This is a genomic window from Reyranella humidisoli, assembly GCF_019039055.1.
Taxonomy (GTDB): domain Bacteria; phylum Pseudomonadota; class Alphaproteobacteria; order Reyranellales; family Reyranellaceae; genus Reyranella; species Reyranella humidisoli.
In genome coordinates this window covers 111,275-124,123 of sequence record NZ_JAHOPB010000003.1, presented here as the reverse complement: position 1 = coordinate 124,123, position 12,849 = coordinate 111,275, and the positions used below count along the sequence as shown (strand labels likewise).

General features: G+C 65.1%; 11 protein-coding genes and 1 tRNA gene. 7 read left to right on the top strand and 5 right to left on the bottom strand.

Annotated features, from left to right (window positions below):
• Positions 1-6: 6 nt before the first annotated feature.
• Positions 7-909 (bottom strand): branched-chain amino acid ABC transporter permease, encoded by a 903-nt coding sequence (locus KQ910_RS24060; RefSeq protein WP_216966100.1) that lies wholly within the window; start codon positions 907-909, stop codon positions 7-9.
• 30 nt (positions 910-939) lie between these two features.
• On the bottom strand, positions 940-2,211 hold the full coding sequence (locus tag KQ910_RS24055; RefSeq protein WP_216966098.1) for an ABC transporter substrate-binding protein: 1,272 nt from the start codon (positions 2,209-2,211) through the stop codon (positions 940-942).
• Positions 2,212-2,316: 105 nt separating this feature from the next.
• Here KQ910_RS24055 and KQ910_RS24050 point away from each other — a divergent pair, with 105 nt between their 5' ends.
• Positions 2,317-3,231 (top strand): DMT family transporter, encoded by a 915-nt coding sequence (locus KQ910_RS24050; RefSeq protein WP_216966096.1) that lies wholly within the window; start codon positions 2,317-2,319, stop codon positions 3,229-3,231.
• 7 nt (positions 3,232-3,238) lie between these two features.
• Positions 3,239-4,339 (top strand): lactonase family protein, encoded by a 1,101-nt coding sequence (locus KQ910_RS24045; protein ID WP_216966094.1) that lies wholly within the window; start codon positions 3,239-3,241, stop codon positions 4,337-4,339.
• Positions 4,340-4,343: 4 nt separating this feature from the next.
• Here the strand turns inward: KQ910_RS24045 and KQ910_RS24040 are convergent, their stop codons facing one another.
• A complete protein-coding gene (locus KQ910_RS24040) occupies positions 4,344-5,846 on the bottom strand; it encodes a tripartite tricarboxylate transporter permease (RefSeq protein ID WP_216966092.1) in 1,503 nt (500 codons plus the stop codon).
• Position 5,847: 1 nt separating this feature from the next.
• The gene (locus KQ910_RS24035) at positions 5,848-6,297 is read right to left on the bottom strand and encodes a tripartite tricarboxylate transporter TctB family protein (RefSeq protein ID WP_216966090.1); all 450 of its coding nucleotides are present in this window, start codon (positions 6,295-6,297) and stop codon (positions 5,848-5,850) included.
• A 437-nt stretch (positions 6,298-6,734) separates the two neighbouring features.
• On the opposite strand from KQ910_RS24035, the gene KQ910_RS24030 reads away from it, so the two are divergent.
• The 4 genes from KQ910_RS24030 to KQ910_RS27305 all read left to right on the top strand — a co-directional run bounded on the left by KQ910_RS24030 (position 6,735) and on the right by KQ910_RS27305 (position 11,386).
• On the top strand, positions 6,735-8,027 hold the full coding sequence (locus tag KQ910_RS24030; RefSeq protein ID WP_216966088.1) for an O-acetylhomoserine aminocarboxypropyltransferase: 1,293 nt from the start codon (positions 6,735-6,737) through the stop codon (positions 8,025-8,027).
• Positions 8,028-8,040: 13 nt separating this feature from the next.
• Positions 8,041-9,375 (top strand): Rieske 2Fe-2S domain-containing protein, encoded by a 1,335-nt coding sequence (locus KQ910_RS24025; RefSeq protein WP_216966086.1) that lies wholly within the window; start codon positions 8,041-8,043, stop codon positions 9,373-9,375.
• Positions 9,375-10,709 carry a Rieske 2Fe-2S domain-containing protein gene (locus tag KQ910_RS24020; protein WP_229600956.1) on the top strand — a complete coding sequence of 445 codons (1,335 nt, stop codon included), beginning with the start codon at positions 9,375-9,377 and terminating at the stop codon, positions 10,707-10,709. The genes KQ910_RS24025 and KQ910_RS24020 overlap by 1 nt, the downstream gene beginning before the upstream one ends.
• 68 nt (positions 10,710-10,777) lie before the next feature.
• Complete coding sequence (locus tag KQ910_RS27305) at positions 10,778-11,386, top strand: glutathione S-transferase family protein (RefSeq protein WP_216966084.1); 609 nt, start codon at positions 10,778-10,780, stop codon at positions 11,384-11,386.
• Between the two features lie 3 nt (positions 11,387-11,389).
• Here the strand turns inward: KQ910_RS27305 and KQ910_RS24010 are convergent, their stop codons facing one another.
• A complete protein-coding gene (locus KQ910_RS24010) occupies positions 11,390-12,646 on the bottom strand; it encodes an MFS transporter (RefSeq protein ID WP_216966082.1) in 1,257 nt (418 codons plus the stop codon).
• A gap of 107 nt (positions 12,647-12,753) precedes the next feature.
• Here KQ910_RS24010 and KQ910_RS24005 point away from each other — a divergent pair.
• Positions 12,754-12,830 (top strand) — tRNA-Pro (locus KQ910_RS24005).
• Positions 12,831-12,849 lie beyond the last annotated feature (19 nt).

Sequence of the window (12,849 nt, the reverse complement as noted above, 5' to 3'; positions counted from 1 at the left end):
CGCCGCCTACCGGTGTGGGCGGCCGAACAGGCCGCTGGGCTTGAAGATCAGGACGAGCGCCATGATCAGGAACATCACCCCGTCGACGAACAACGGGAAGCCGATGCTGCCGAAGGAGCGTGTGAGGCCGATGATGATCGAGGCCACGAAGGCGCCGACGATAGACCCCATCCCGCCGATCACCGTGACGATGAAGGACTCGATCAGGATCGAGAAGCCCATGCCCGGCGTCAGCGAGCGCACGGGCGCCGCAAGGGCCCCCGCCGCTCCGGCCAGCGCACTGCCGATGCCGAACACGGCCGCATAGTAGAGGTTCACCCGGATACCCAGCGCCGACACCATCGGGCCGTTGATGGCCGCGGCCCGCACGATGCTGCCGAAGCGGGTGCGCACGATGACCAGCCACAGCAGCAGCCCGATCGCCATCGCCGCGATGATCATGAAGAGATAGAACGGCGGAATGACGCCGCCCATGAAGCGGATCGGCGGCAGCCGGAACTCGGGCGGCATGCCCATCGAGAGCGGGACCGGTCCCCAGATGATCTTGACGAGATCGTCGGAGATCAGAACGACGGCGTAGCAGACGAGCAGCTGCATCAGCACGTTGGAGCCGTAGACCTTGCTCATCAGCGCGCGCTCGAACAGGACCCCCAGCAAACCGACCGCCACGGCCGCCCCCAGTGCGGAGACGAAGTAGCTGTCGGTGATCTGGTAGAAGGTCCAGGCCGCATACGCTCCGATCATGTAGAGGGAGCCGTGCGCGAAGTTGATGACGTTCAGCACGCCGAAGATCAGCGTCACACCCGACGCGATCAGGAACAGCAGCATGCCGATGATCATGCCACTGGTGAGCTGCGTGACGACGCATGACGTCGTCCCGACGCAGCGTAGCAACGCGTCGAGATCCACCTGATTATCCTACTCGAAAGCCGTGTGCGGTCAGGAAATGTAGCCCTGCTTCTTCTTCCACTGCTTCTCGAGCTCGAAGATCGGTTCCCAGGCCGAGGCCTGGAAGTCCTTCACGAAGGGATCCTTGGAGAGCGAGACGCCGTAGCCGATGATGTAGTCGACCAGGGTGTTGTCCTCGGCGCGCATCGTCACCGTTCCCTTGGTACCGAACTGGCTCTTGAGTGTCATGCCCTTGATGGCCTCGGCCATCTTCTTGCCGTTGGTGTCGCCGTTGGTCTTCTTCAGCGCCTCGACGATGAACTCGGCGGCGACGGCGTTCTCCCACGACCAGTTCGTGGGCTTGTGCTTCTGCGTCTTGACGTAGTTCTGGTACCACTCCTCGTTTTCCTTGGTGGCCGGCACCGTGCGGTTGTAGCGGCCTCCCGAGTAGACGCCCTGGGGGAACTGCTTCACCTGGTCGACGACACCGTAGTCGCCGAGGTTCACCATGAAAGACGCCTGCTTGTCGAACAGGCCGTACAGGTTCGCCTGGTCGATGAAGGCGACGAGATCGCCGCCCCACAGCGCCGAGTACATCGCATCGGCCTTGGCGTTGAGCAGCTTGGTCACGACCTCGGTGTAGTCCGGCTGGAACAGCTTGGGCCAGGATTCCTCGACCACCTGGATGCTGCCGTCGAAGTGCTTGGCGTACTCCATGAACTCGGCGGTGTTCGAGCGGCCATAGGCATAGTCCGGCGAGCAGGTCGCCCACTTCTTCAGCCCCTTGGCCTTGGCGATCTTCGCGGCGTAGTCGCCGCCGCCGATCGCATCATGGATACCCTGTCGGGCCGTCCGGAAGGCGGTCGGCACGTGCAGCTTGGGATCGGCGGTCAGGGACGAGGTCTCTGAATTGGAATGGAGGCAGAGCACGCCCACTTCGCGGATGACCTCCTGAACGGCGAAGGCGCCGCTCGACGCCTCTGCGTCGAGGATGATCTCGCACTTGTCGTTGTTGATCAGGTCTCGCGTCACCTTGGCGGCTTCCTGCGGCGCGCCCTTGGAGTCGCGGACCACCATCTCGATCTTGCGGCCGTTGATGCCGCCGGCCTCGTTGAACTTGTCGAACACCACCTTCAGACCGCCGACGCTGGTCTGACCCAGGATCGCCACACGCCCGGAGAGGATCGTGGGTACGCCGATCTTGATGGCGCCGGTCTGCGCCCTGCTGATCGCCGGAGCGCCAATCCATCCGGCTGCCGCGATGGCGCCAGCACCCTTGAGAACTTGACGACGACTCGCGCGGCGTGACTCGATGGATGCCATGGTGCTCACTCCCGAAAATTCTTATGCGGTCCGTGACCGGTTGGCGCGATCCTATGGTCAATCCTTCGACATGGTCAAACGACAACCGTCCTTCGAGTCGGGGAAATGATTTCTCCGTCCTGGCTCTGGATTCCCCTCACGCTCTTCGCCGCCGCGGCGCAGACCGTTCGCAACACCGCGCAACGTCACCTGACGGCCGAACTGGGAACACTCGGCGCGACTCTCGTCCGCTTCCTCTACGGCATGCCCGTTCTCGCAGTGTGGCTTTGCCTCGTGCTCCTGGTCGGCGGTCATCCTCAGCCCACCCTCACCTCGGCATTCGGCGGCTGGGTCGTTGTCGCGGCCCTGAGCCAGATGGCGGGCACGGCGCTTCTTCTCAGGGCCATGGAGGAGCGCAGCTTCGCCATCGGCCTCGTCTATTCGAAGAGCGAGGTCATCCAGGTCGCGCTCTTCTCCGTCCTTTTCCTCGGTGAGACGATCTCGATGCTGGCGATCTCCGCCATCGTCGTGGCGACTCTGGGCGTGGTGCTGCTCTCGCCGCGACCGCCCGCCCTCGACGGCAAGAAGCGAAGCTGGGCCGATCCGGCGGCGTTCTACGGCCTCGCCTCGGGTTCGGCGTTCGCCATCTCGGTGGTAGGCTATCGTGGCGCCAACCTGGCGCTTCATGCCGGCTCGCCGTTCCTGGCCGCTGCCGAGACACTGTTCTGGAGCCAACTACTGCAGGCGGTGCTGCTGACGGCCTGGCTACTGGCCCGCAATCCTTCCATCGTACTGGGCGTCTTGCGCCAATGGCGCATCTCGGCTTTCGCCGGCGTCGCCGGCGCGTCCGCCTCGCTGGCCAACGTGACAGCGCTGGCGCTCGCCCCCGCCTCCCAGGTGCGCACGCTGATCCTGATCGAGGTCGTGTTCAGCTACGTCGTCTCGCGTCGCGTCTTCCATGAATCGATGAACCGCCGCGAACTTGCCGGCATTCTCCTCGTCATGGCGGGCGTCGTGCTGATCGTTTCGACCGCACACTGAAGGGGCGTTGACCTCGCTCGGTCGCGGCGCCGACTATGCCGCCATGACAACACATCCGATCTTCGCCTATGTCGGCAGCTACACCTCGCCGGAACGCAACGGCCATGGCAACGGGATCAACGTCTATCGCGTCGATCCGCGCAACGGCGCGTTCCGGCATGTCCAGCATCTGGGCGGGCTGGAGAATCCGTCGTTCCTGGCGATGAACGAGGCGGGCACCCGCCTCTATTCGGTGCATGGCGATCGCAGCGAGGCGACGTCCTTTGCGGTCGACCGGGAAACCGGTCGTCTCGCCGTCCTGAACCGGCAGCCCACTGGCGGATACAATCCGATCCATCTCGCGTTCGACGCGAAGCAGCGCTTCCTGGTCGTGAGCAACTACGGCTCGGATTCGCTGGCAGCCCTGCCGATCGCGAAGGACGGCAGCCTCTCGCCCTACTCCACGCTCACCGCGGTCGCGGCGCCTCTCGGGCCGCACCGCACGGAGCAGAAGAACGTCCGGCCACATCACAATCCACTCGATCGCGCGGGCCGCACCTTCTACCTCCCGTGTAAGGGCGCCGACTGCGTGATCGGCTACCGCCTGGATGCCAGGCGAGGCGTTCTGGTAGAGACCGGCCGAGTCGCCGCGCGACCCGGCTCCGGCCCGCGGCACATCGACTTCCATCCGCGAAAGCCCTTCGCGTATGTCATCAATGAACTCGACTCGACGATCACGAGCTATCGACAGGATGTATCGACGGGTGCGCTGACGCCGTTCCAGACCCTGCCGGCGACGCCTTCGGACTTCACTGGCTACAGCACAGGCGCCGAGATCTGGGTCGACCGCGCGGGACGCAACGTCTACGTCTCGAACCGCGGTCACGACAGTATCGGGGTATTCGGGATCGATCCGGCCAGGGGGACGCTGACGCCGCGCCAGTGGGTGCCGACCAGGGGAAGCGTGCCGCGCTTCTTTGCCTTCGATCCGGCGGAGCGTTTTCTGTATGTCGCCAACCAGGGTGGCGATTCGATCATCGCCTACAAGGTCGGCCGCACGGGACTGCTGGCCCCCACCAAGCTGCAGACCAAGGTCGGCAGCCCGGCGTGTATCGTGTTCTCCCGCTAGAAGGTCAGCCTTCCTCCTGGAAGGCCTCCTCGCGGGCTTTCTTGATGCTCGGCAAGGCCATCAGGATCAGCAGCAGCGTCGTCGTGATGAGCAGGCCGAGACTGATCGGCCGCTCCAGGAAGACCATGGCGTCGCCGCGCGAGAGCAGCATGGCGCGCCGGAAGTATTCCTCCATCTGCGGCCCCAGCACGAGGCCGAGCAGGAACGGCGCACCCTCGCAGCCCAGGCGGACGAAGATGTAGCCCAGCACACCGAAGGCGGCGACCTGCATGACATGGAACGTACTGTTTTGCAGACTGTACGCACCGATGCAGCAGAAGAGCAGGATGGCCGGTGCCAGGAAGCGGTATGGCACGGTCAACAGCTTCACCCACATGCCGATCATCGGCAGGTTGATGACGACCAGCATGGCGTTGCCGATCCACATCGAGACGATCATGCCCCAGAACAGGTCCGGCTTCTTGGTCATGACCTCAGGCCCCGGCTGGATGCCCTGGATGATCATGGCGCCGACCATCAGCGCCATGACGGCGTTGGACGGGATGCCTAGGGTCAGCATCGGGATGAAGGAGGTCTGGGCGGCGGCGTTGTTGGCCGCCTCCGGGGCTGCGACGCCCTCCACCGCACCCTTGCCGAACTCACCGGGGGTCTTCGAGAGTTTCTTCTCGAGCGTGTAGGCCGAGAAGGCGCCGAGGGTCGGACCACCGCCGGGGAGCACGCCGAGTAGCGACCCCAGCAAGGTGCCGCGCAGGATCGCCGGAATCGAGCGCCGGATTTCTTCGCGGGTTGGCCATAGCGATCCGACCTTGATCGCTCCCCCGCGTTCCAAGTGTCGTTCGAGGTTGACCACGATTTCGGCGATACCGAATAGACCCATCGCGATTGGCGCGAAGTCGATGCCGTCGCTCAGCTCCGGAACGTCGAAGGTGAAGCGCTGGGCGCCGGTGTTCACGTCGGTGCCGACCAGGCCGAACAGCAGGCCGAGGAACACCATCGCGATCGCCTTGGTGATCGAGCCGCTGGCCAGGACGACCGCAGCGACGAGGCCGAGTGCCATCAGCGAGCAGTAGTCGGCCGGCCCGAACTTCTGCGCCATGCGCGTCAGCGGCTCGGCGAAGATGACGATGATGATCGTACCGACGGTGCCCGCGAAGAACGAGCCGACGGCCGAGATCGAGAGCGCGGCACCCGCGCGTCCCCTCCGCGCCATCTGGTAGCCGTCGAGACAGGTCACGACCGAGGAGGCTTCACCCGGCAGGTTCACAAGGATCGACGTCGTCGAGCCACCGTATTGCGCGCCGTAGTAGATGCCCGCCAGCATGATCAGCGACGCCGTGGGCGGCAGGTGGAAGGTGATGGGCAGCAGCATCGCGATGGTCGCCACCGGCCCGATGCCCGGAAGAACGCCGATCAGCGTGCCGACCATGCAGCCCAGCAGGGCGTAGGTCAGGTTCTGGAAGGTGAAGGCGACTGTAATGCCCAGCCCGAGGTTGCCAAGGAGATCCATGTCACCAAATCCCCTGCACGACAGAAATGTTCATTCCGAGTCCGACCTTGAAGACGACCGTGCAAAGGATGGAAAGCACCACGATGTTGCCGATCACTTCCATGAGCTTGAATTCCTCGCCGGCCAGCGACGAGATCAGGACCAGCACGACCAGCGCCGGGATCAGTCCGGCGCGCTCGAAGAGAAGTGCGAAACAGACGATGCCGATGGTCACCAGCGTGATCGGCTTCCACTTGGGCCGCTCCACCGGTTCGCTGCCGCTGATCACGGCGACGATGCAGATCACAACGCCCAGCGCCAGCAAGATCAGCGAGAGCATGCGGGGCACGTAGCCCGGTCCCATGCGGACCGGTGTGCCCACGGCGAGATGCTGGCCGATATAGAGAGCGCCCAGACCAAAGGCGACAAACATCAACCCGGACAAGAAGTCCTTGGTCAGAAACCGTTGCACGGTGTTTCGCTCCCTAAACATTTACGCTGTGCCGCGACGGCAACCGTCGCAAATCACAGCAAGCGACCGTATCTGCCCATGCTTACGCCAAGCTGACGCGGCGTCAGCGAGCCCCGCTGGCCGGAACGAAACACGGTCGCTGCAAAGTCCACTTCCTGCCGCAATCTGGGCCAGCCGAGACACCGCCGTTGCTGCGTTTTGTCGTCTGGAATCCCAACGAAACCGCGCTCGGTAGTGGTGTGGCTGAAGAAAGCTGCCTGAAAATCAGTCAGTGCAACATCGCCGCAGCCGCTCATTCGCAGCCTTACCGGCTACACCTTCAGGCCACCTTTCGGGTCCTGCACTTGCGCCATACGAAACTTCTCAACGTATGCTACGGCACATGGACATGCGTTTGACGTAGCGTTCCGCTGGCGAGGAATGAAAGGGAGAGAAAAATGAGCGACAAGACCTACGGCTTCGAGACCCTGTCGCTGCATGCCGGCGCCGCGCCCGATCCGACGACCGGGGCGCGCGCCCTGCCGATCTATCAGACGACGGCCTATGTCTTCGACGACGCCGACCACGCCGCCGCTCTCTTCAACCTGCAGACCGTCGGCTTCATCTATTCCCGCCTGACCAACCCGACCAACGCCGCGCTCGAGACCAGGCTCGCCACGCTGGAAGGCGGCCGCGGCTGCACCGTCGCCTCCTCGGGTCACGCGGCACAGGTGCTCGCCCTCTTCCCGCTGATGGGTCCCGGTGCCGAGATCGTCGCGGCCTCGCGCCTCTACGGCGGCTCGCTGCAGCAGATGAAGAACACCTATCCGAAGTTCGGCTGGACGGCGAACATCGTCGACGCTGACACGCCGGACAATTTCAAGCGCTCCGTCACCGACAAGACCAAGGCCTTCTTCATCGAGAGCCTCGCCAATCCCGGCGGCGTGATCAGCGACATCGAGGCCATCGCCCGCATTGCGGAGGATGCCGGCGTACCGCTGCTGGTCGACAACACGCTGGCGACGCCCTGGCTCTGCAAGCCGATCGACTACGGCGCGACGCTGGTGGTGCATTCGACCACCAAGTTCCTTAGCGGAACCGGCACGTCGATGGGCGGCGCAATTGTCGACTCCGGAAAGTTCGACTGGTCGAGGGGCGGGAAATTCCCCAGTCTCGCCGGCCCCGAGCCCGCCTATCACGGGCTCAACTTCTACGAGACGTTCGGCGACATGGCCTACACGTTCCACAGCCACGCGGTCGGCCTGCGCGATCTCGGTCCGACGCAGGCGCCGTTCAATGCCTGGCTGACGATGCTGGGCATGGAGACGCTGGGACTGCGCATGGAGCGCCACTGCGCCAATGCGCTGGCCGTCGCACAGCACCTCGAGAAGCATCCGGCCGTGGCCTGGGTGAACTATGCCGGCCTGCCCTCCAACAAGTACAATGCGCTGGCGAAGAAGTACCTTCCCAAGGGCGCGGGCTCGATCTTCACCTTCGGTGTGAAGGGTGGCTACGACGTCGGCATGAAGGTGGTCGACAGCGTCGAGCTCTTCTCGCATCTCGCCAACATCGGCGACGCCAAGAGCCTGATCATCCATCCCGCCTCGACAACCCATCGCCAGTTGTCGGAGGAGCAGCGCGTCGCCGCGGGCGCCGGGCCCGACGTGCTGCGCCTGTCGATCGGCATCGAAACGGTTGCAGACATCATCGCCGATCTGGATCAGGCTCTGGCCAAGGCGACAAGCCAATGAAAAGAGGAAGGAAATGCTCAGCAAGGAGGACAACGAGTTCCTGACCCGTGCCGGCAAGGGCACGCCGATGGGTGAGATGCTGCGGCGCTTCTGGATGCCGGCGCTGCTTTCGGAGGAACTTCCCGAACGCGACGGACCGCCGAAGAAGATCCGCCTGCTCGGCGAGGACCTGCTGGCCTTCCGGCAGACCGACGGAAGGGTCGGCCTCGTCGAGCCGCACTGTCCTCATCGCGGCGCCAACCTCTATTACGGCCGCAACGAGAATTGCGGCCTGCGCTGCTCCTTCCACGGCTGGAAGTTCGACGTCGACGGCAACTGCGTAGATCTGCCGACCTCGCCGCCGGAGTCCGCGTACAAGGACACGATCAAGCTGCTGGCCTATCCGACGCGCGAGTGGGCCGACATGATCTGGGTCTACATGGGCCCGCGCGAGACGATGCCAGAGCTGCCCCAGCTCGAACTCGGCCTTGTCCCCGCCGCCTCGCGCTTCGTCACCAAGAAATGGCAGGACTGCAACTGGGTCCAGAGCCTCGAAGGCGCGATCGACACCTCGCACTTCTCCTTCCTGCACAAGGTGCTGGCGACCGACGACGAGGCCGCGCGCCGGGCGATGAGCCGCGCCGCGCTGAGCGACCAGGCCAAGCCCGACGACCGCGTGCGCTGGGTGCAGAACGATCCACGGCCGCGCTTCAGCGTGCTGGGGCACGATACCGGTCTCGTCATAGGGGGCGGCCGCAAGACCGACGGGCCCGAACTCTACTGGCGCATCGCGCAGTTCCTGATGCCCAGCCACGCCTACACGCCCGCCGCTTTCCCCGGAGAGATCTATTATGGACAGACATGGGTGCCGGTCGACGACGTGAACTGCTGGATCTACACCTATTGCTGGCAGCCCGACCGGCCGCTCAGCAATTCAGAGCGCGCCAAGTATCGCGGCGGCTTCAACGTCCATTCCGAGGTCGACGCCGACTACAGGCCGCTGCGCAACAGGGATAACGACTATCTGCGCGATCGCAGCGTGCAGCTCTCCGAAAACTTCACCGGCATCACCGGCGTGTCCGAGCAGGACGCCGCCATCCAGGACAGTCAGGGACCGATCCAGGATCGCACCAGGGAGCACCTCGGCCCGACCGACATCGGCATCGTCGAGTTCCGCAAGCTGGTGATGGGTACGGCGCGCCGCCTCGCCTCGGGCGAGCCCCCGGCCGCGGCCCACAAGGCCAATCGCTACGCCGTGCGCTCAGGCGGCTGGATAGCGGCGCCGGATAAGGACCTCGCCACGGTCATGGCCGAACGCTTCGGCCACGATCGCGGTTATATCGGCAACCAGTACGGATTGGGTGACTGATGCTCGGCTCCGACAACGAGTTTCTAACGCAGGGCGGCCCCGGCACGCCAATGGGCGACCTGCTGCGCCGCTTCTGGATGCCGGCCCTGCTCTCCGAGGAACTTCCCGAACGCGACGGACCGCCGAAGAAGATCCGCATCCTCGGCGAGGACCTTCTCGCCTTCCGCCAGACCGACGGCCGCGTCGGCATCGTCGAGCCGCACTGTCCGCATCGCGGCGCCAATCTCTACTTCGGCCGCAACGAGGAGTGCGGCCTGCGCTGTGCCTTCCACGGCTGGAAGTTCGACATCGACGGCAACTGCGTCGACCTGCCGACCTCGCCGCCGGAGTCGGCGTACAAGGACACGATCAAGCTCCTGTCCTATCCGGTGCGCGAATGGGCCGACATGGTCTGGGTCTACATGGGCCCGCGCGAGCACATGCCGGAACTGCCTCAACTCGAGCTCGGTCTCGTCCCCGCGGGGCATCGCTTCGTCTCGAAGAAATGGCAAGACTGCAACTGGGTGCAGAGCCTGGAAGGCGCGATCGACACCGCGCACTTCTCCTTCCTGCATGCGATCCCGACCAAGGACGAGGCCGCGCGCCTCGACATCCTGCGCAAGACGTCGGCGATCGGCCAGGAAGGCGGCCTCGCCGATCGCAGCCGCTGGGTCACCGAGGATCCCCGGCCCAGGTTCAGGATCGAGAGCCACGATGCCGGACTGGTCATCGCCGCCGGTCGAAAGACCGACACGACGGACGTCTACTGGCGCATCGCGCAGTATCTTGCGCCCAACCATGCGCTGGTGCCGGTCGCCTTCCCCGGCGAGGTCTATCACGGGCAGACCTGGGTCCCGGTCGATGACACGAGCTGCTGGATCTACACCTACAGTTGGGTGCCCGACCGGCCGCTCACCAACGCCGAGCGCGCCAAGTACGCGTCGGGCCTCAGCCTCCATGCCGAGATCGACGAGCATTACGTGCCCAAGCGCAACATGCGGAACGACTACATGATCGACCGCGAGTTGCAGAAGACGCTGAGCTACACCGGCATCAGCGGGGTGTCGGACCAGGACGCCGCGATCCAGGACAGCCAGGGTGCCGTGCAGGATCGCACGCGCGAGCATCTCGGACCGACCGACGTCGGCATCGTCGAGTTCCGCAAGCTGGTGATGGCCGCGGCCCGCGCCCTGCAGCAAGGCCAACCGCCGCGTGCCGCTGCCTCGGCGACGGGCTACGCCGTCCGGGCCGGGGGCTGGATCGCCGGGCCGGAGAAGGATCTTGCGACCGTAATGACCGAACGCTTCGGCCACCGGAACGGCTATGTCGGCGGCGAATACGGGCTCGCGGAATAGAAGGTTAGACCCGCACCGGGCACTGCATTATCGTCCGCACCGACATTGGAACTTGGGGAGAATCAGACGTGACTATCAAGATTTACGGGCCGACGGCCTCGCGCGCGGCGCGCGCTCTCTGGATCGTACATGAGCTCGGCATCCCGTATGAGCACATCGCGGTCGAGATGAAGGACCTGAAGAATCCCGACTATCTGAAGGTCAATCCGAACGGCAAGGTCCCGGCGATGGTCGACGGCGACTTCAAGCTGTTCGAGTCGATGGCGATCAACCTCTACCTCGCCGCCAAGCACGGCAAGGATGGCTTCATGCCGTCGAGCCTCGAGGATCAGGCCCTGTGCAACCAGTGGAGCTACTGGGGCATGACCGAGGTCGAGAAGCCGCTGCTCACCATCCTGATCGACATGTTCATGACCGCGCCGGACAAGCGCAAGCCGGAGGCCGTCGCCGAGGCGCAGAAGATGCTGCCCAAGCCGCTGGCCGTGCTGAACGGTGCGCTCGAGGGCCGCGACTACCTGCTGGGCTCGACCTTCACGGTGGCCGACCTCAACCTCGCCTCGATCCTGAGCTGGGCCAAGCCGATCAAGTTCGACTTCGCACCCTTCCCCAACGTGAATGCCTGGCTCGACCGCTGCCTGTCGCGTCCGGCCTTCAAGGCGGCGCGCGGCTCGAAGTAGCGCCTACTCCGCCGGCGCGGCCTGCGGCGCCGGCAACGACGCATCGCGCTCGTTGCCGGGCAGCAGCAGGGCGACCAGCGTGATCACAACCGAGATGACGGCGAGGCCGAGGAACAGCAGTTCGAGGCTTCCCGTCGTCTCACGCACCCAGGCGATCAGCAGGATCGCGAGCGGCCCCGCCCCGAACGCCACGACGAACTTCGCGCCGAAGCCCAGCCCGTGATAGCGGCTGGGCGTATAGCGGGCGATCAGGATGTTCTCGATCGGGCCCGCTGCCGAGCTGAGTACTGCCGAGCCGATGGCGCCCAGCAGCGCGACGTAGCCGTTGCCCATGGCGAGCGCCAGCATCGCCACCACCTGCAGCGCGGAGGCAACGATGTACGTGGCCTTGAGCGGATAGCGGTCGATGATACGGCGGCCCATCGCGTACTGCGCGACGCCCGACACGACATAGATCATCGACGTGGCCAGGCCGACCCACAGCACGATCTGGGTGGCGACGCCCCACGAGGCGAGCCCGTCGCGCAGCGCCGAAATCTCGGGTGCGAGCTTCACCTCGAAGACCATCGCCGCGCCGAACATCACCGCCTGCCAGATCACGCCTTCCAGCGCCATGGTGACGGAGAGCACGGAGAAGACACGCCAGAAGTCGCGGCGACCGACCTGCGTGCCCTTGGCTTGCGGCATCGCCCGGTCGCCGACCTTGCCCTGGCGGATCTGCACCCAGAGGACGGCGCCGACGACGAGGCAGACGATGCCAGGGACGATGAAGGCCGCCCGCCACGAGGCCAGCGTGATCAGCACGCCGGGCACGATCCCGTAGAGCGCGAGGCCAGCGCTGCCCCACAGCCCGTTCACGCCCATGGCGTGGCCCTGTTCCTTGGCCGTGCGGATCACCCAGCCGATGCCGACCGAATGGTAGAAGGCGCCGAATGCACCGATCCCGCAAAGGGCGAGCGACAGCGCCAGCGTGTCGCCGGTCGGCACGAGCCCGCAGGCGATCGACGACAGGCCGAGGCCGAGGAACATCACGACCATCATGGCCGGGGCGCCGAACTTGTCCGATGCCCAGCCGGCCGGCAGCGACACGACGCCCAGCAGGATCGTGGCCGGCGCGTAGAGGCGCAGCAGGTCTTCGGGCGGCAGGTTCCAGGAAACCGCCAGGGTCAAGACGATGACGGCGTAGAATGCCGTCATCATGTGCATCAGCGCGTGGCCGATCGACGAGAAGAGAAGGACGCGCTGGCCGAAATCGATCATGGGGCCTGTATCCTTTGTCGCCGCACCTCGTGCAAGCCGGCTTGCGGCAACGCTGCCATTCGCGCTAAAGCCCCCCTGCTGCGGGCCGACCAGCCGGCGGCACCGGTCGGGGCGTAGCGCAGCCTGGTAGCGCATCAGTCTGGGGGACTGGGGGTCGCAGGTTCAAATCCTGTCGCCCCGACCAATTCATCTCCCCCCTCCAT